The following is a 19,761-nucleotide window of genomic DNA, read 5'->3' as shown; positions in this document are numbered from 1 at the left end:
TTCACTAAAAAACCGCTCCATTTATTGGGGCGGTTTTTTTGGTTTTGACTTTATAAAAGCAAATCGTAGTGTCGTAAAGTAAGACAAAGATAAGAAAGTATCTAGATTTAATCCCCACCACTACCGCAGCTGCTACAACCGCTCCCACCATCCCCACTACCACTATCTCCACCACCACTGTCACTACTACCACACGTGGCGTCACCATCTTCAGTGATATCAATCTCAACATCTAAATCCAAATTATTGGCTTTCTCACCAATGACGGTCAAATACCAGTCTTGGTAACTTTGGCTTAGCTCTTGAATCAGTGCCCATAAGGTTAATGGTACTGCTAAACCATATAGACTCTGTCCAATCACGCTATCCACACCGAACAGCCTCGGCACGCGGCCATCAGGAGTAGCGGGATGGATACCATGCAGTTGACAGGCAGCCTGATAAGTATACATTTTTACGTTGCGTTGCCGATCAGTGAAGGCGTAATCAGGAATATGATGCAACGGTTTACCAAAAGCAGATTGGCAGTATTTTTGATAATTTCTAGTATCTAAGATAAACGCATGCCACAGCTCATCGACGTATTTAGAGGGCATACAAAGGGGCTTTTTGGGTTTGAGCGCATTTAATAAAAAGAAGTCTCGCAGACCCTCATTGACCATTGCGCGCTCAGAGACAGATAGGTTTAACTTTTTAAGACTCTGGCTTTGCCATAGCTCGGCCGGGAATGGGTTGGATAAGATAAAGTCGAGGCGTTGCTTATAGCCTTGTTTATGTTTCATTATCCAAATGGCTATAGCAGCTATCAACAATAGCAAAATGCCAATCACCACAATATTGCCTGCAAAAATAAAAATTAGAAAAATGGCCCCTAATAAATAGGGCATGAGCCGGCCTAAAGACAGCTTCCCTAAATTAGTAAATTGCTCAAGATTCGCAACACGCTGAAATATAAGCTGTGCTTGCGGGCCATCGGGGTTAGCGCTAATAGAATCATTTGAGTGACGGCTTAAACCAGATGATGGCTCTGGCATACTTGAGCGCTTGGGATAGGTAAAATCGACGGCCATTCACCGCTCCTTAGTTAGGGTCTGTTTAAACCTAGTGAATCTCTCTCTTTTTCTGTTAGTACCATACAATAATTTTTACTAGCTGCGTGAATTATAATTTTTATGCTACTCCCTACTTTAAACGTGCCTACTATAAACGTAAAAAAACCGAGCAATCAATGCTCGGCTTTCTAATTCGATTCAAACTTTAACTTTAAAAGCTAATATAGACCTATTTAATCTATCAACTTATTTAATAGTAACGGTCATATAGTAAGGTTTCGGCGTATTGCCTTCACGAGCTTGATTGCGTGGCTGTAGCACACGAATGGTATGCTCACCGGTCTTATCTAATGTCACCGTATCACTGCTCAGGTCTTGTGAATCAGCGCTATAGAGCATAGGGTATAAGTCTTCGCTACCTACTAACGTGGCGCTAACTTTTTGACCTTTTTTGGCATAGAACTGATACTCGCAATACTTGCTGCCTTTGATAGCACCAGCACGATTGACATTATAACTGCCCTTAGCCATACGTAATTCTTTGACGCCGCAATCAGCGTTGTAGTGTAGATCACCCGTTTGAGTGTCGGCTGAGGCTGTGGTTGCGCCCAACATCATCATACCTGTTAGGGCTATAGTAGAAACAGACAATTTCATCAAGTTGCGCATAGAATGATTCCTAATAAGTTAGTTAATAAGTTAATTATAATTTTCTTCAAGACCCGCCTAGTTTATTGTTCTGACTCTTTACGTGCTACCCATTTTCGTCATCTTCCAGTAAGCGATTGTTAGTAAATAGAAAGACGACTTGCAACTGCTGAATATTTTCTGAATGGAACCACCAAGTGTTACGCCTCCACTAAGCCACTCTCTATTTCAATTACTTCACTTATCAATGAATTACATATATTAACGCTTTGTTGCGCTTTTGATGAATAAACCTTAAGGGCATGTCGCTATACTAAAAACATAACGAAAATCGAGACCAGATAAGGTATCCGTTAAGATCTCAGTAACGGAACGCTCAACTAAATGCTGTTCCCTTATCTTTTTTTGTTTTGCTTAAGTTTGGTTATCTAATATATTTTAGGTCGCCTATCACTTTAAATTAATAAAGATTATTGGAGATAATAATGAAAAAATTACTAATGGCTACTTCTGTTTTATTCGCATCAGGCCTTGCCTTATCAGGCTGTCAGAGCACACAAGCTCAGTTAAAGATGGGTAATCCGCTCAATCAACCTGTTATGAAATCTGTGATAAATACTGTAGACGGTAGCAACCGTGAAGTCGGTCAATTGTTCCTACGTCCAGTGGATGAAGGCGTACAGGTTTACGGTAAGCTAATGGGCTTAAAGCCAGGCACTACGGTAGCGCTGCACATCCATGAGACAGGCAGCTGTGGCAATATGGCAAAAGCCGCCGGTGGTCACTTTAACCCTATGAACCAACCGCATGGTAACCCAGATGACACAGCTAGCCACGCTGGTGATTTACCTAACTTAACCGCTAATGAGCAAGGTATTGCCACGGTTAATTATGTGAAAAAAGGCATTTCAGCCACGATGGCGGGTGACACTAGTGTTTATCGTCGCGCCTTTGTCGTCCATGCCGGTGCTGATGATTATATGACTCAGCCTTCTGGTGGTTCAGGTGACCGTGTAGCTTGTGGTATCATCGAAAAGAAATAAGCTTACTGCCTTAGATATAGGCTTATTAGCAAGCATAAAAAAAGCCCCTAATTTGAATTTAGGGGCTTTTTTATTACTATAAGATAAGCTGCAAAATAAATAGTTTTAGCGCTAATATAAAAGTCTAGGTAGCGTTATTCTTCTATCCATTTGCCATTGCGCCAGTACACACCCCAACGGGTCGCTTTGCCGGTCTTAGCATTCTCAGAACCGATATACTGCTCTTTTTTCTTGCGTGACCAACGTAAAATAGTGGCATTACCGTCTGGATCTTCATCCGGTCCCTTAAACAGATACTGAAACTTCTCGTCCATTTTTTCTTTGATATCACGCAGCTCGGCCAGCTTAGGGGCACGAGTCTCACGGACTTTTGGAAACTTAGAAGCCGCTAGGAACAGACCGGCAGCCCCTTCGCGTAAGATGAAATGGTCCTCATGCTTTTGCGACTTCAACTCTGGCAAGTCGATAGGGTCCATACGCGGTGGCGCAGGTTCGCCAGTCTTTAACACCTTGCGAGTATTGTCACATTTATCACAAGCGAAGTAAGGGCCAAAGCGTCCTGTCTTGAGCGCCATCTGACCATCGCACTTATTACAGTCGATAGTCGGTGCGTCTGAGCCTGGCACTTCAAACTTACCTTCTTCCAGCACATAGCCATCACAGTCTGGGTTATTACCACAGATATGCAGTTTTAGGCCGCCATCAACGATGTAGCCATCCATTGCAGTATCACATTTCGGACAGCGTTTTTTCTCCATTAGGTCACGGACTTCTGCCACTTCATCGCTCTCGCCTTCATCAAGGTTGGCAAAGGCTTCGACGGGCATTAAGTTTTTGGTGCCTTTACAGCGCTCTTTCGGCGGTAAGTTATAGCCCGTGCAACCTAAGAATACGCCGGTTGAGCCAGTACGCAACTGCATCGGACGCTCGCATAAGTCGCAATGCACATCTGGCACATCGGTAGGGTCATTTGGACGCATACCATCTGCATCTTTGGCATGGTCAAGTTTGACCTTAAACTCGCCGTAGAAATTGTCTAGCACGTCTTTCCAATCTTGATCGCCGTCTGCCACGTGATCGAGCTTATCTTCTAAACCCGCAGTAAAAGCATAGTCCATCAAGTCTGGGAAACTTTCCGTCAGTCTATCAGTGACGATATCGCCCATTTTTTCGGCAAACAGACGCTTATTTTCTAGCTTGACGTAACCACGGTCTTGAATGGTCGAGATAATCGCTGCATAGGTCGAAGGACGGCCAATGCCTTTTTTCTCAAGCTCTTTAACTAGACTCGCTTCAGTAAAACGCGCTGGTGGCTTGGTGAAATGCTGACTGGGCTCGAGCTTATCTAGCGCTAGCTTCTCGCCCTCTTTAACGTCCGGTAATAAAGTATCATCATTCTTCGCCGGTGGCATGACCTTGGTATAACCTTCAAAGGTCATAGTACGGCCACGGGCTTTTAACTCAACATCACCCGCTTCAACGGTTAGCGTCACTGATAAATACTTCGCAGGTAGCATCTGACAAGCCACAAACTGACGCCAAATCAATTCATAAAGACGAATAGCATCGCGCTCTACGCCTTTAAGCTGAGTCGATTTTACGTCTACGTTTGAAGGACGAATCGCCTCATGCGCTTCTTGCGCGTTTTGTTTATTACCGTAAAAGTTGGGCTTTTCCGGCACGTATTTTGCGCCAAAGTTATCTTCAATATGGTTACGCACACGGGCTAAAGCATCGCCTGATAAAAACGTCGAGTCGGTACGCATATAAGTAATATGACCGGCTTCATAGAGACGCTGCGCAAGAATCATAGTCTTTTTAACAGAGAATCCTAAACGCGTACTGGCGGCTTGTTGCAAGGTCGACGTAATAAATGGTGCACTTGGGCGCGACTGCGTGGGCTTTTCTTCACGTGCTTTGACAATATAGTCATTCGACTTAAGCACTTCGAGGACTTTATCCGTCTGCTCTTTATTTACCAGTTTGAGCGTCTTGCCCGCTTGCTTCAGCGCTTCTAAGCGGATGTTTTGCGCGGCTTTATCATTCGTGCTATGGCTATCGGCATGGATCTGCCAGTATTCTTCAGGAATAAAGGCACGAATCTCACGCTCACGCTCAACCACGAGACGAGTCGCTACCGACTGTACGCGACCTGCTGACAGACCACGGGCAATCTTTTGCCACAATAATGGCGAGACCATAAAGCCGACAACTCTGTCTAAGAAACGACGTGCTTGTTGGGCATTGACTCTATCGATATCGAGCTTGCCAGGTTCTTTAAAGGCATTTTGAATAGCCGACTTGGTAATCTCGTTAAAGACGACGCGTTGATATTTGCTGTCATCACCGCCGATGACCTCACGTAGATGCCAGGCGATGGCTTCCCCTTCTCTATCCATATCCGTTGCGAGATAGATTTGGTCAGCGTCTTTGGCGAGCGCTTTTAGCTCTTTGATCACTTTAGTTTTATTCGGTAGGACTTCGTAGACCGCTTTCCAGCCGTGCTCAGGGTCGACACCCATGCGCCGGACTAACGCTTGCTGAGCTTTCTCTTCTTTAGATAAAGTCTCATCTTTCGCTGTGGTCTTGGCTTTATTGGCGCCACTCACTGGTAAGTCGCGGACATGGCCGATACTTGAGCGTACGATAAAGTCGTCGCCTAAATATTTATTAATTGTTTTTGCTTTGGCTGGTGACTCTACGATCACTAGGGCTTTGCCTTTGGCGCTACCGGTTGCGGGAGTTGCAGCTTTCTTTTTTATGGTTTTTGCCATGGAAGACGACACCGTGATGTTCAATTTATTGAAATGAAAGGTAGAATGGGTAATGACGTTACACTGCTTACACTTGGGCTGTCAACTGTAAAAATCAAGGGCATGCAGCTTAGCAGCCGTACAATAGAGGCTAACAGCAGCGCAAAATCAGGGACAAAATTTGCTAATAGCGAGCTTTAATAGCTCCCTAAATAGACCATAATGTAACCGCTTTGCCCTATAACCACAAGCCATTCAGGCTACACTTGTGCTCTTATTATTTCGACAATAGCTTATTTATTTTTGCCAAACTACAGGGGTTCTTAAGCCAAGGGATTTTTAAGCGCTTATATAAGGGGCTATAGTTTACCTAATTATAGGCGCAACCTGCTATCTATTCAGCCTATCCCTACTATTAATGAAACCAAACCAGTAGGAGGAAAAGCTATAGCAGTTAAGCTAAAGGGCAGTGTGATTAACGGGGTTTATTGGCCTGCTGTAATTGCTGTGCCCACTGCAGTAACTGTGCTTTGAGCACTAGCAAATCGGGCTCGACACTGTTACGACTATAAGTAGGGTTAGTAATAGGACGCACGTAAGCAATATCCTCCCAATAAAGGATGATACTGTTGGCTTGAGTGGTTAGTGCTTTGACAAAAGGCTCAATCGTGGCGGGTAAATCTAACGCTACTTTATCCAGACCATAATGCGGCTCAAGTGACGGACTGTTCTTGTCATCGCTCTTAGTCGTGGCAGGACGCCACTGACCCTCGATGACCTGATAGCGGGCGTGCGGCAGTTTAACGCCGTCTAAGACTACGCCATACTGGCCAATCATACCGCGACCAAACTCACCGTCTTTACCTGCCACCCAGTCTGGGCAAGCGACCAATTTAGGATTCAGCTCTATTTTGCGCGCCGTCATGCGCAAGGTATCGAGGCGCATGTCTATACCGCTAGGCTTTAGCGCCATCATGCTACCTAGGACAAACAGTATAATGGCAATGACTATCCATACGCCCATAGTAGTGCCTCGCAAAAAAAACGCTGATAATAACACGTGCTAGGGAAATTAGGCGACTTACCTAATAGAGATTTAGATAACAGCGAATCGGATAATAGAGAATTCGATAACCACAAATTTGCTAACAGAGACTCCTTCAATATCGCACTAGACTTTTAACAGCGACCTATTCTATTCATACCAATTTGAGGCTTGTTTCTTTTTAGGTGGTTTATCGCTCGTCTTTTTAGCCGTATCTCCGGCTGCTTTTTTATTAGGTAGGTGAGTTTTTGCCTTAGCTTTAGTAGCTGCTGACTTAATAGCGGTGTCATTCACTGCTGTATGCTGGGTAGACTCCCCTACTAATTTTGCTAAAGCTGGCGGCAGTACAGCATCTTTGAGCGTCTCTTCGTAATGACTGGCCACTTTAGGCATCAGCGCATCCAATATCGGCTGCCACTGTACTTGCACATCGCGGTAAGGTTTTTGGGTCTTATCAAACAACCCTAAGCCCTGCTCGGCCAATTGGGGATAGAAACTGCGCTCCGTCAGCCAAGCTAGCGGCTGCTGGCCGATATTTTCAAAGAAGTGTTTAAGGCGCTGACTGCTACTGCTTTGTGCTCGCACGCGATTGGCCAGTAGATATATCTCCACTTTGCCCTTACGAATACGTTTGATATCTTGGATAGATTTCAAAAAACGCTTGGTGCTATCGGCATCGTAAACTGAAGGCAGTACTGGGATTAGAATAGCTTGCGCTTCACTAATTAACGACTGGGCGCGCTCGGCGCTGACAGAACCGGGGGCATCAATAATTAGCCAGTCTTGCTTGCCCAATTGGCGGGCAACCTTTTTAGATAAATCGCCAATGTCTTCTTCTTCGCGCCAGTCCACTGCAATAATCGGTGCGGCAGTATCTGGACGACGTTTGAGCCAGCCTAGGCTCGATTTCTGCGGATCGGCATCCGCTAATGCCACGGTTTGGCCTTGATTGGCCAGTGCTGTCGCCAGCGTCACAGCGATAGAGGTCTTACCGCAGCCGCCTTTTTGATTGGCAATCAATACTGTTTTCATAACGTGACCCTCAAAGTCTTAACCCGTCCTAATTTATACGCAAAACTAATCGGCTTATTCTATTTATGCCAAGTTAAATTGCTTCTATTTATCCTATTTTTGTACTTTGTTATGGCTTAACGGTTTACTTAATTAAAATAACAAAAAACGCCGCTATTAGATATGGGCTACTGACGATTATCAAAAAATTTCTGCCAATCTTACGGTAGCGGTTTTAAATCAAACCCACGCTACCTTGTCTATAAATGGTTTAGTAAGGAGGAGTTTGTTGTAGCTAAAACCTAGTTTATAGTGGGAAACTGCTATACTAAAAGACAGATGACCGTCTCAGCATTGGAGTCTGCTATGCAACCTTTATTATCGCCATCCCCAATAGTTAAAACAGTAGTTAAATCAGGGTTAACCACCAGCTTAGCCGCCAGTGTTTTACTGCTAGGCGGCTGTGCCACGACCCCTAAAATCACCACCCAACAATGTCAGCAAGGCAATTGGCAAGACATCGGCGAAAGAGACGGCATGGTGGGCCGCTCAGGCGCCTACTTTGGTCAATATATTGCCGCCTGCCCTACAGTCACTGCCAGCAGTCCAGCTCGAACGGCTTGGGAAGCAGGACGCCAACAGGGGCTCAAAAGCTACTGTACCGAGCTGACCGCTTATAAATTGGGACGTGAAGGCTACGCTTGGCAGCCGGTATGCCCGCTAGAAGGCATTGAGAAGCTCGAAGAAGCCTACTCACAAGGGCAGTATTACTACCTGCGCCAACGTGATATGTCCATGCTCAGCTCGCCTTATCCTTGGGGCTACGGACGCTATGGTTATTCGCCTTTCGCCCCTTGGGGTCCACGTTGGTAATGCTTTTGGTCCAGATAGCCGGCTTCAGGTTTGAGTACCCGTTGCGGTTTTTGCGTGCGCTGACGACCTTTTAACCAAAGATAAGTCCCGGTTATAGACAGCAGCGCCACCGCTACGCCCACAATGACGAGTAATAACTGATATAACAAATGCCATAGCCCTTGGCCAAGATGCCCCATATGTAAGGTCGTAAGCCACTGATCGGCCTTATTGCCAAATGCGGCTTGATAGCCAAAGTTGACCTTCACTACTTCTCCTGTTTTCGCATCGACTGTCAGTGAGGACGCACCGCCATGGGTGCCCACATCTTTATTGGTCTGAAAGCGCAGTTGCCATTGCTGCTCCTCGCTTACCCAGCGCATGCCTAATAACTGTACAACCTCTACGCCATTCTCTACCGCTGCTTGCTCCGCCATCTCGCCTAAAGTCGCGATACTGTTGACCTTCGTTACCGCATAGCTCGAGTCCTGCTGCTGGCTTAATACGCCGGTGCCTACCCTCAGCTTTATAGACTCAGGATTCGTTGTTAGATCGCCCTTCTTGGCTTGCACGCCCTGTTGTTTAGCCGCTTGCTGCTGCCACGTCTCGTATCCCGTCAGCGCTTGCATAACCGGTTGATAAACTGTCGGTAAATTAAAGCTGACACTCGACCAAGCAATCACGAATAATAGCCCCCACAGCCATAATCCTGCGGCCTGATGCAAATCATAATTAAACTTGAAAAAATTGGTTTTGGTGCGGATTTTCCAAGCCGGCAACCAACGCTTCAAAATAGAAGCGCGTGGTTTTCCATTGCGCTTATTTTTCGTCTTTTTTACTTTGCGTGGTAGGGTTAAATAAAAACCCACAAAGCAATTCAAGGTCCAAATCAGCGCAACGATACCTAGAATTAACCGACCAATATCACCCAGTAATAAGTCACGATGTAACCAAAACACTTTCCACATGGTATTGCGCCATGCCCACTCGTCTTTGTTACGAGTCCCGATGATTTGACCATCATAAGGATTGACATAAACCTCCTGAAATTTATTTTTAGGAGGCTGTTTATTCTGTGGTTTTCCGGACGATTTACCCTTACCGCCGCGCCCTCTATCGACCATAAACACAGCCGCTTTACCACTCGTTAATACGGTCGGCATACTAGAAAAGGTCTGCTCGGGATAGCTGCTAATGACATTATCATGCAAAGTGGCAATTGGTAGCGTGGGGCTATCTTGCACCGCTACTGTAGCCAAACGTTGGTTAAACAGGTCATCTAACTCGTCATGAAAAGCCAATAGTGAACCGGTAATGCCGGCTAGTAATAAAAAAACGACGATGCCCAAGCTGGTATAACGGTGTAGCCAAAGGCAAGCACTGCGAATATTAACGGTCATTCAAAAGTCCACAGGTAAGTTAGGCAGTTACAAAAGTGCCAGACGATAAAAAAGGGGTAGAAAACACCCGCTTAGTAATGACAAACTAAAAGCAACTAACTAAAAGTAACCGACTAAAAAGCCAGCCCCCTATTTCTGCTAAATTATGGTAGCCCATCATATTCAATGAAGGCTAACCACAGCAAAAAAGGAGGCTGGCATAAGCTTGATAAATTAAGGCTACTGGCTTAGAACTAATAGCTTAAGGCTACTAGCCTCGAATTGATAGCTCAAGGTACTAGCCTAGAACTGATAGCTCAGAGTGATTAGCTTAGAACTGATAGCTTAAAGAGGCTTTAATATTACGACCCATATCAAAATCAGTAGAAGCATCAGCAGTAGCATTTAGGCGAGACGAGTGATTCGCATAAGTTTCATCAAACAGGTTATAGACGCCCACAGTGGCGGTTACCCCATCAAGCTGACGTGGTGCATAGTTCATATACACGTCATGCACATCATAGTTGGGCTTGGTATTGTTTTTATTATCGGTGATGGATGCCACGTAAGTACTGCGCCAACCTAGACCAATAATATCATTGGGCTCATAGTTCAAATTCAGCATATAGCGATCGCCTGAATCTGCACTACCACCGCTCACTGAAGGAATGCTATCGCCCGTTTTATCGCCTTCACTACGGGCACGCGAGTAGCTTAAGCCCATGCCAAAGTTACTGGTGCTATAGTTAGCCGCCAATTCAGCGCCTTTAATCTCATAGTCTTCGTCGCTGTTAATCATACCCTGACAGCTACCGCCTAACTCACCCGTAGCACAATCTAGACCAACGCGGCTGCCGCCTGCTCGGATAAACTGCTGGAAGTTTTCGATATTAGACTTAAAGAGTTTGGCACTTAATTGCAGCGAATCATCAGCTAAGGTCAAACCCTGCAACGTAGTGGCCACACCAACTTCAGAGTTATAGCCTTCTTCGGGTTTTATGTCCTTATTCACATAAATACCATCGCCATTACTATTGAAAATCGCCTGTCCTAAGTCCGGGCCATTAAACAATTGCGTATAGCTGGCAAAGACTTGCGTACGTGGTGCCACTTCATAGCTGGCGGCTAGAGCCCCTACTACGTTATCGTAAGTTTTGCCACCAGCGACAAACTCTGGCGACTCATAGCGATCATAACGAATCCCTGGCGTTAAGCTGAATTTACCCATCTGCCATTGGTCTTCTAAATATACCGAGGTATTTTTTGCGCTATCGCTGCCTAGCTGCTTACCATCTCGAGCCATAGCAGATTCTTTTTGATAATGCTCTGCGCCTGTAATCACTCTATGGCTGCCCACAGTACTTTCGATCACACTGGTGTTTTCGACTTTGGCACCCTTGGTTTTTACATTGGCTTGCCAGTCATAACCTGGAGATACTTCAGGGGCATTATCACGTAAAATTTCTGTTTCCGTCTGATAGACAGTCGCATCCACATCAATCAGCGCACTGGCTGGGTTGAAATTATAATCAACGCTATAAGTATCTCGGCTGACCTTTTGCGGGATTGGGTCATCTGTTAGCGCCGGAAAATCAGGACGGAATGGGAAAATACCATCTTTTTCAGTACGGCTAAAGTTGGCACCAATATGATGGTCATTGGCGATATGAACCCCGGCTTTCAGTAAGATATTTTCGCCTTTGCTGTCTTCAAAAAGCTCACGGCCGCTACCATCTTCGCCAGACTCTGCATTACGCTGACCATAATAAGCCAATAAGTCGACATTATCAGCAGGCGCACCATAGACAGTGGCAGACGTTAATAGCTCATCATTATTGCTGCCATAACTGGCCTTGAGCTTGGCGCCAATCTTTTGACCGGGTTTAAGTAAATCTACAGCATCCACAGTTTTAAAGGCCACGGCACCGCCTAACGCGTCATTACCTAACGTCACTGAGTTATTACCCACAGACACTTGGGTCTGTTTCAGTAGATCAGGATCTATAGTCACATCACCCATGTGATAAAACAGCGCGCCTTCTTGACGGGCCCCATCAATAGTCACTTTCAAGTTGGTATCGTCTAGCCCACGCACTCGAACGCGCTGATTAATGGTTGAAGTACCACCGACCGATACCCCAGGTACTACTTCCAAAAAGTCACTCAAATGCGCAGCTTGCTGAGCGGGCGTATAGTCTTGCGTAACCACCTCACCCTCTTGCACTGTCGGCTCAGCCGATGAATTCGCCGTTACGGTAATGGTTTGCATCGTGACATGCGGTTGCTCTGCTGCTGCTACAGATTGCGCCATTAAAGCAGCAGCAATACTTAGGCTTAAAATGGTTAGACCGCGGACAGTCTGACCAACACCTTGGTTCAAACCAGCTTGGTCATAATAGGCAATCGCTTTAGAGGTCATATCTACTCACTTTTTTCAGTCAGGCGGTAATGGTTACTGCAGTTATCAAAAGCCACCGCAGTTATTAAAAGATTGGTCAAAGGTAAATTAAGAAGTCAGTTAGATTTCATAAGACAATTAATGTTAATTATGAAAAATAATAGTAATGATAACAATTATCATTACTAAACGGGCAGCATAATAACCAACCGATTACTAAATAGCAATACTCTTATAAGACAATAAGTTCGCCTTCATATCATTTCTCCGCTGATATCTTGATTTAAGATAATTTTTTGACCATCCAACCGTTAAATTAATCTTAACCACTCATAAATTTTATTACGTTGATAAAACTATAAACCTAACATTATTAACACACTAACTAATCTAAAACTGGCCTCCCTTAAAAATCATTCAGGCTATAAATTTAGCTCAATAACTATCAAAAATAAAAAGTTACTCGGCTAATAAATAGCAAAATACATAAATTTCTCGCATTAATTACTTAATAAATAGAGAAAATAGATACCGTGAATATGTAAGTAAATAACCCACTCTATTAATCACTAAAACATTATATTTAACAAATAGATAGACTAAAAATTACTAAGAAAAATCCGTGTTAATAAGTAAAAAAGCGTGTATTTTTCAACGAATTTTCTCTAATTCTACGCAGCAAGATAAAAAAACGTTGCATTACCTTACTGTTTCCCTATACCCTAAGATAGTTGACCAATTAGTCAGGTTTTAAGCTGAAACGCTAAATAAAACCAGTAATAATTGAGCGGTTGCCCTACTGTCGCAAGCTGACAAATTTGTAAAAACGACATTTTTATAGCGCAACCAACATTACGGATAGCTGTACACAAAAAGGATTTTGTACTGCCGACATCCCTAGGCCGACACAGCAAATGTTATGCCTACTTAATGCCAGTGCCATACGATGCCAGCAGGATTATATTTTAGGAGAGAGCCAGAATGAGCCAGCCCCCGAGATTGCAGACTGACCTGCAACAACAAGACAAAGTAGAGATGCAAAGCGACCTACTCTACGGATTACATGACCGACCTGCCCCAGCAAAAGCCTTTTTAGGCGCCGTCCAACACGTGCTTGCCAGCTTCGTCGGTGTGATTACGCCCGCGCTAATTATTGGCGGCGTATTAGGACTTGGCGCAGAAATTCCCTATTTAATCAGTATGTCGCTCATGGTAGCGGGTGTGGCTACTTTTATTCAGACCCGCAAAGTCGGCCCTATTGGCTCTGGCCTCATGGCGCTACAAGGGACGAGTTTTGGTTTTTTGAGTGCGGTCTTAGCCGCAGGGATGGTGGTCAAGGTTAAAGGGGGTGGCCCAGATGAAATCTTGGCAGTTATCTTTGGCGTGACCTTCTTAGGCGCATTCATTGAGATATTCTTAAGCCGCTTTATTACTCGGTTAAAGTCTTTGATGAACCCTATTGTCACCGGTTGTGTGATTGTCACCATCGGCCTGTCATTGACCAAAGTCGGGCTGACCGATTTGGCGGGTGGCGTGAACGCTAAAGATTTCGGCAGTTTAGAGAACTTAATGCTCGGTGGCGGCGTCCTGTTTATCGTGGTCGCGATCAGTATTATTAATAATAAGGTGATTCGCTCTAGCGCTATCTTTATTGGCCTTATGATTGGCCTGATTGTCTCGGCACTGTTAGGGAAGATTGACTTCTCACAAGTGGGTCAAGCCAGCCTATTTACGATGCCTATTCCTTTCAAGTATGGCTTCGCCTTCGACTTTCAGGCGTTTATTCCTATCGCCTTTATGTATGTAATTACCAGTATCGAGACCGCAGGTGACTTGACCGCGACTTCCATGATTTCCCACGAGCCTATTAAAGGCCCAGTATACGAAAAGCGTATTCAAGGTGGGGTTTTGGGCGATGGTGTGAACTCAATGATTGCGGGTATCTTTAATACTTTCCCAGTGACGACTTATAGCCAAAACAATGGCGTGATTCAGATGACCGGTATCGCCAGTCGTTACGTTGGATTTTACGTGGCAGGGCTATTATTCTTAATGGGTATGTTCCCCATTATCGGCTCAATCTTTACCCAATTGCCTAAACCTGTCGTGGGCGGTGTGACCCTGTTGATGTTCGCTACCGTAGCGACTGCGGGTATTCGTATCCTATCTACCGTCAACTTCACCCATCGTAATATTCTCATCATTGCGACCTCTTTAGGTCTGGCTATGGGGATTGCCTTTGTACCTGACGTCTTGGCTCAAGCGCCGGTATTGGTTCAGAATGTCTTTGGTTCTGCTGTGACAATGGCCGGTATCGTCGCTATCTTACTCGATACCATCTTGCCTAAGAACTACGGCATCGAGTTTGATACGCCAGATCAGCATTTAGACGATGGCTTGTACGAGCAGACGTTGCATAAGCCACAAGCGCTGCGCAAGCCACAAGAAGTGCTGCAAGAGTCGTAACCGCTACTCTATACCACAACCACGTAAGATAAAGGGCACCAAGAAATTGGCTGCCCTTTTTACATCGGACTCATCGTAGGCGTCTTTATTCAATAGACCCACAATCTCTACCTCAAACTCTGCATAGCGCTGCGTGGTCGCCCAAATCAAAATCAGCAGCTGCAACGGGTCATCGATAGCAATCTTACCTTGCTCATACCAGCCCTGCATGACTGCGGCCTTGTCTAGCGCCCATTCCTTCATCGTGGACGCCATAAAGTCTTGCAAGTGCGGTGCCCCATTAATCACCTCTAGAGCAAACAATTTATGCCGCGTAGGGTGCGCAAAGGCTTGATGGAGCTTGGTTAAGACAAACTGCTCAATCACCACCTTAGGGTCGCTGTCTGCGGTCATAGAGACTAGCCCTTCGTTCCACTCTTCAATGATGGTGGTCAGAACCGCTCTATAAAGATTTTTCTTACTCTTAAAATAGTAGTGCACATTGGCCTTGGGTAAGCCGGCACGATCGGCCACCCCTTGCATGGTAGCGCCGCTATAGCCTTGACGCACAAATTCAGCCTCTGCCGCTGCTAATATAAGCTCTTGGTTCTGTTCACGAATCTCTTGTTGTGATCGATGTTGCGCGGGTAAATTTGCGGTCATAATGGCCATCACTTGGGGAGGATATACCTCAAAAATTGAGTATTAGTTATTAGGACGTGTTTGATTCTGCAGATATTAAGGCTGCTGATAGGATCGAAAAATTGGCAAGGTTAAAATAAAGGCAGGCAGATTATAACGCAGTCACCCCTCCTACCTCTACGCTAACACCGCAAACTACTATAGAAACTCTACACTTCTAATGCGACATTTCTAGCGCGACCCTTCTGTCTCACCTTGATAGGGCAACTTCATAGGACATCTCTCAGTATATCTTAAGAACCTGTCCAAGTAGTCAGGTTTTTTTAAGAGATGTTTTTTTATTGATAATCCTCTGTTTTTTTATGATTTAGTGGCGCAAAATGAATAAATATGAAAATAATAAAGATAATAGTTGACCAAATGGTCAGGTTTTAGCAGAATAGGCACACAGAGAATTTATCTGCGTCTGTTTTTCATAAATTGATCACAGCGTTACTATTTGTTTGATAGTGCGCCACATTATGCACACCATTGTTCGCACAGCTGTTTTATAAAGGATTTACCGTGACTATGACCCTAACTGAATTTAATCAACTCTCCCTCGACTCTGCTACCGAGCAGCTATTGTCTTGCTGTACTAGCGAGCGCTGGGCAAATTTAGTTAGCGAGCAAGCGCCTTTTGCGTCATTGGAAAACCTGCTAACCACTAGCGATAGTGTGTGGGCGCAGATGCTCGAGGCTGATTATCTGCAAGCCTTTGAAGGTCATCCGCAAATTGGTGATGTCTCTACTCTAAAAGAGAAGTATCGCCATACCGAAGGCAGCGCCGCTCACGAACAGTCGGGTGCTAATGCAGCTGATGATGCGACCTTAGAGGCACTGGCCAAAGGCAACCAAGATTATTTAGCCAAATTTGGCTTTATCTTTATCGTCTTTGCTACCGGCAAGTCGGCACAACAGATGTTGGATTTACTCAATGCGCGTCTGCCCAATAGCCGCGAAGAAGAACTGGTCAACGCTGCTGCTGAGCAAAACAAAATCACCCGTTTGCGTATTAGCAAACTGATTGACGCGGCTTAGACATTCAATATCAGCTATATCTTTGTATAACTTTATACAACCCTATATGACCCCTATGAAAGGAAGCATTATGTCCGCCACCTTATCTTCACACATCTTAGACACCCATCTGGGCAAGCCTGCGGCTGATATCGCCGTGACCCTACACCGTGTTGATGCCGCTGCTACTCCGCAGTTACTAGCGCATGGCACCACCAATGCTGATGGCCGCGTCACCCCTGACAGCTGGGACTTTAGCCAAGCGACCGCCGGTCAGTCGCAACAGCTAGATGCTGGCCGCTATACCCTAACTTTTGATACCCAAGCGTATTTTGATGCCCAAGGCCTCACGGCTTTTTATCCGCAAGTTATTATCGATTTCGTCGTAAGTGATGCTAGCCATTATCACGTGCCCTTATTGTTAAGCGCACACGGCTACAGCACCTATCGCGGCTCGTAAGAGCGCAATTGGTTAATAAATACACTAAGTACATTACAAGGATAGCCGCGGCATGGGTGCATATTTACTAGATTGGTTTCAATTATTTTTCAGATGGTTCCACGTCATTGCCGGCGTAGCTTGGATTGGTGCCTCTTTTTACTTTGTTTGGTTGGACTTGAGCTTACAGAAGCCACCCGACTGGAAACAGAAAAAAGGCATTTCAGGCGACCTATGGGCGGTCCACGGGGGTGGTTTTTACGAGATTGCCAAGTATAAGCTCGAGCCTGAAGAGATGCCGACGACGCTGCATTGGTTTAAATGGGAGGCCTATACCACTTGGCTAACCGGTATGGCGATGATGTCTTTCGTCTACTATTTCAATGCCAGTGCTTACTTGATTGATCCTAGCAAGGTAGCCTTTAGCTCTAGCACGGTAGCGGTCGCCACCAGCTTATTATTCCTGTTCGGCAACTACTTTATCTACGAAGCTATTGTGCGTAGCCGTCTGGGTAAAAACGCTTTTATTTTTAGCGTATTAATCTTTATCTTAATGGTAGTAGACACTTGGCTGGCATACCAGTTATTCAGTGATCGTGCCTCGTATATCCATGTCGGTGCTATCCTCGGTACTATCATGGCCGGTAACGTATTCTTCGGTATCATGCCCGCCCAGCGCGCCTTGGTAGACTGTGTGCGTAAAGGAGTCAAGCCGGGCAAAGAAGTGGCTGAATTGGCATTAATGGCCAAAAACCGCTCGCTCATGAACAACTACTTTACCTTGCCATTGATCTTTATCATGATCAGCAACCACTATCCTATGACCTACTCGCATGAGCACGGTTGGTTAGTATTGGTGTTCATCGGTATTATCACGGCGACCGTACGCCACTACTTTAACCTGAAGCATCGCGGCTTTACCAAGCCTCGTTACTTAGTCATTCCAGCTATCTTGACGTTACTATTGATTATTTGGATGCGCCCAGAGCCTATCAAAGAAGCCCCTGTGTCTATGTTGGATACGCCAGTAGCGGCGCAAACCGATACTGCACCAACTACACCACCAGCGGCCACTACTGAAGCTACAGCGACGGATAGTTCAGCGACTTCAGCAGGTGCGGTGGCAACAGCCGGAGCAGCAACTGCAGCCGCTACCCCTGTTAGCGCCTCAGGTGATGATGAAGTTATGGAAGTCGTGCATACCCGTTGCTCAGTTTGCCATGCTGAAAAACCGACCCAAGCTGGCTTTAACGCACCGCCTTTAGGCATTATCTTGAACTCTCCTGCAGATTTGGCCACCCATAAAGCTAAGGTGCTCACGGCAGTACAAAGCAAATATATGCCGCTCGGTAACTTGACCAACATCACTGAAGAAGAGCGCTCGCAACTGCTATCTTACGTTTCTGGTTTATAGACTGACACAGTAAGCCTGTTCACAATAAGATGCACAGTAGACTTGTAGAAAACTTAGCTTAAGCATTTGATAGCGTTATCGTATAAGTCGCAATACCACTAGAAAATAGTCAAGGTTGCGGCTTATTTTATGAGCTAGTATTTAGTATTGCCCTTTATTAATGGTCAAGTTTGAGACAGGATTATTGATAAATGCTATGAGCTCGTAGCGCCTTAACTGAACGCCCGCAATACTTTACCTGTTGTTGCTTTACCCCTTTAGCGTTACATGGTTTTATAGGATGATTGCTATTACCTTAAGACCCTCTTAATAAATTTAGACCCATTATAAGGACCGCCATAATGCCCGATCAAAAATTTAAACATATCAACAGCACCTTTGATCCTGCTAGCTATCCGCGTGACCTTAAAGGCTACGGCGGCAACCCACCTAAGGCTAAATGGCCCGGTGGCGCTAAGATTGCGGTACAGTTTGTTTTGAATATTGAAGAAGGCGCTGAAAATAGTGTCATCCATGGCGATGGTCATTCTGAGCGTTTTTTATCTGATATTTTAGGCACGCCCGAGTTTAATAATCGTCACCAATCGATCGAGTCTGCCTTTGAGTATGGCAGTCGTGTGGGCGTTTGGCGTGTGCTGGATGTGTTTAAAGAATATGGTCTACCGCTTACGACTTTTACTTGTGCTGCTGCCGCGGAAAGAACGCCGCATATCATCGATCGCGTGCTAGAAGACGGCCACGAAATTGCCAGTCATGGTCTACGTTGGATTACTTATCAAGACATGTACCGTGAGACGGAGCGTGAGCATATTCGCCGTGCTACTGAAATTTTTGAGGCGATGTTAGGCAAACAACCTAAAGGCTGGTATACCGGTCGCGATAGCCCGAATACCCGTGAGTTGGTCGTCGAGCAAGGTGGCTATACTTATGACTCAGACTCTTATGGCGATGAGCTACCGTACTGGTTGAACGTAAAGACTTTTCAGTCAGACAGTAACGGCGAGCAAATTGTGCGTAAGCCGCATTTGGTCATTCCTTATTCTTTAGAAACTAATGACATGCGCTTTGCCTCTAGCCCTGGCTTTACCCATGCTGAGCCTTTTTATCAGTATCTTAAAGACAGCTTTGACACCCTTTACGAAGAAGGGGCCACTACCCCAAAAATGCTATCTATCGGCTTGCATTGCCGCATGATTGGTCGCGCTGGTCGTATCAAAGCCTTGAAGCAATTCTTACAATATATCAGTGAAAAGCCTGATGTCTGGGTATGTCGTCGTGATGAGATTGCTCGTCATTGGTACGAGAACCACCCTGCTACCGAAAACAATACGGCCAACTGGCTATAAGACTGCAAAACCGTTAACTTTTTGCGCCGTATTCTGTAAACCGCTTTAGCCCCTCTCAACCGACGTTGATATTAATAGGCAAACCTTGTCACTTTACGTGGCTTGGGAGGGGTCTGTACGTCCAATAGTGCCCGTGATGCTACGCGCTCTCGGTCTATTGCAACCCCCTACTGGATGAGACATTGAGGTCTTTTTCAGTACTTTTCTCCATAATACTAACTTAACAAATAAGGAA

General features: G+C 45.3%; 14 protein-coding genes and 1 pseudogene. 7 read left to right on the top strand and 8 right to left on the bottom strand.

The genetic code is table 11. The features are described 5' to 3' along the window. Window positions 1-107: 107 nt before the first annotated feature. Together ACZ2XM_RS14365 and ACZ2XM_RS14360 are read right to left on the bottom strand one after the other, a co-directional pair. A complete protein-coding gene (locus ACZ2XM_RS14365) occupies window positions 108-1,070 on the bottom strand; it encodes a glycine-rich domain-containing protein (RefSeq protein ID WP_490588795.1) in 963 nt (320 codons plus the stop codon). Between the two features lie 228 nt (window positions 1,071-1,298). Continuing rightward, window positions 1,299-1,721, bottom strand: coding sequence for a hypothetical protein (locus tag ACZ2XM_RS14360; RefSeq protein ID WP_490588794.1), 423 nt, complete (start codon window positions 1,719-1,721; stop codon window positions 1,299-1,301). A 464-nt stretch (window positions 1,722-2,185) separates the two neighbouring features. Between ACZ2XM_RS14360 and ACZ2XM_RS14355 the strand changes: the two genes are divergently transcribed. Next, entirely contained in the window at window positions 2,186-2,743 is a 558-nt protein-coding gene (locus ACZ2XM_RS14355; RefSeq protein WP_490588793.1) for a superoxide dismutase family protein, read from the top strand. Window positions 2,744-2,877: 134 nt separating this feature from the next. Here the strand turns inward: ACZ2XM_RS14355 and topA are convergent, their stop codons facing one another. The 3 genes and pseudogenes from topA to ACZ2XM_RS14340 form a co-directional block, all read right to left on the bottom strand. Continuing rightward, window positions 2,878-5,517, bottom strand: a complete 2,640-nt coding sequence (gene topA / locus ACZ2XM_RS14350) for a type I DNA topoisomerase (RefSeq protein ID WP_490588792.1) — start codon at window positions 5,515-5,517, stop codon at window positions 2,878-2,880. Window positions 5,518-5,971: 454 nt separating this feature from the next. Further along, entirely contained in the window at window positions 5,972-6,520 is a 549-nt protein-coding gene (locus tag ACZ2XM_RS14345; RefSeq protein WP_490588791.1) for a hypothetical protein, read from the bottom strand. 411 nt (window positions 6,521-6,931) lie between these two features. After that, a pseudogene (locus tag ACZ2XM_RS14340) lies at window positions 6,932-7,573 on the bottom strand (ParA family protein); the annotation flags it as partial. 345 nt (window positions 7,574-7,918) lie between these two features. Here ACZ2XM_RS14340 and ACZ2XM_RS14335 point away from each other — a divergent pair. Continuing rightward, window positions 7,919-8,425 (top strand): DUF2799 domain-containing protein, encoded by a 507-nt coding sequence (locus ACZ2XM_RS14335; protein WP_490588790.1) that lies wholly within the window; start codon window positions 7,919-7,921, stop codon window positions 8,423-8,425. On the opposite strand, the gene ACZ2XM_RS14330 is transcribed toward ACZ2XM_RS14335, so the two are convergent. Both ACZ2XM_RS14330 and ACZ2XM_RS14325 read right to left on the bottom strand, forming a co-directional pair. After that, window positions 8,389-9,804 (bottom strand): PepSY-associated TM helix domain-containing protein, encoded by a 1,416-nt coding sequence (locus ACZ2XM_RS14330; RefSeq protein ID WP_490588789.1) that lies wholly within the window; start codon window positions 9,802-9,804, stop codon window positions 8,389-8,391. The two genes, ACZ2XM_RS14335 and ACZ2XM_RS14330, sit on opposite strands and share 37 nt — an antisense overlap. A 310-nt stretch (window positions 9,805-10,114) precedes the next feature. After that, window positions 10,115-12,202 (bottom strand): TonB-dependent receptor domain-containing protein, encoded by a 2,088-nt coding sequence (locus tag ACZ2XM_RS14325; protein WP_490588788.1) that lies wholly within the window; start codon window positions 12,200-12,202, stop codon window positions 10,115-10,117. Between the two features lie 960 nt (window positions 12,203-13,162). Here ACZ2XM_RS14325 and ACZ2XM_RS14320 point away from each other — a divergent pair. Continuing rightward, complete coding sequence (locus ACZ2XM_RS14320; protein WP_490588787.1) at window positions 13,163-14,647, top strand: uracil-xanthine permease family protein; 1,485 nt, start codon at window positions 13,163-13,165, stop codon at window positions 14,645-14,647. A 3-nt stretch (window positions 14,648-14,650) separates the two neighbouring features. Here the strand turns inward: ACZ2XM_RS14320 and ACZ2XM_RS14315 are convergent, their stop codons facing one another. Next, window positions 14,651-15,289 (bottom strand): TetR/AcrR family transcriptional regulator, encoded by a 639-nt coding sequence (locus tag ACZ2XM_RS14315; RefSeq protein WP_227676544.1) that lies wholly within the window; start codon window positions 15,287-15,289, stop codon window positions 14,651-14,653. A gap of 549 nt (window positions 15,290-15,838) precedes the next feature. Between ACZ2XM_RS14315 and uraD the strand changes: the two genes are divergently transcribed. The 4 genes from uraD (at window position 15,839) to puuE (ending at window position 19,526) form a co-directional block, all read left to right on the top strand. Next, complete coding sequence (gene uraD, locus ACZ2XM_RS14310; RefSeq protein WP_490588786.1) at window positions 15,839-16,348, top strand: 2-oxo-4-hydroxy-4-carboxy-5-ureidoimidazoline decarboxylase; 510 nt, start codon at window positions 15,839-15,841, stop codon at window positions 16,346-16,348. A 70-nt stretch (window positions 16,349-16,418) separates the two neighbouring features. After that, window positions 16,419-16,787, top strand: a complete 369-nt coding sequence (uraH, locus tag ACZ2XM_RS14305; protein WP_490588785.1) for a hydroxyisourate hydrolase — start codon at window positions 16,419-16,421, stop codon at window positions 16,785-16,787. Between the two features lie 52 nt (window positions 16,788-16,839). Further along, the gene (locus tag ACZ2XM_RS14300) at window positions 16,840-18,180 is read left to right on the top strand and encodes a urate hydroxylase PuuD (RefSeq protein WP_490588784.1); all 1,341 of its coding nucleotides are present in this window, start codon (window positions 16,840-16,842) and stop codon (window positions 18,178-18,180) included. A 341-nt stretch (window positions 18,181-18,521) separates the two neighbouring features. After that, window positions 18,522-19,526: an allantoinase PuuE gene (puuE, locus tag ACZ2XM_RS14295; RefSeq protein WP_490588783.1), complete on the top strand. Its 1,005-nt coding sequence runs from the start codon at window positions 18,522-18,524 to the stop codon at window positions 19,524-19,526. The last annotated feature ends 235 nt before the right edge of the window (window positions 19,527-19,761 follow it).

It is taken from the genome of Psychrobacter sp. CoH-33_TS_01 (assembly GCF_058189395.1).
This window is presented reverse-complemented; position numbering and strand designations above follow the sequence as displayed.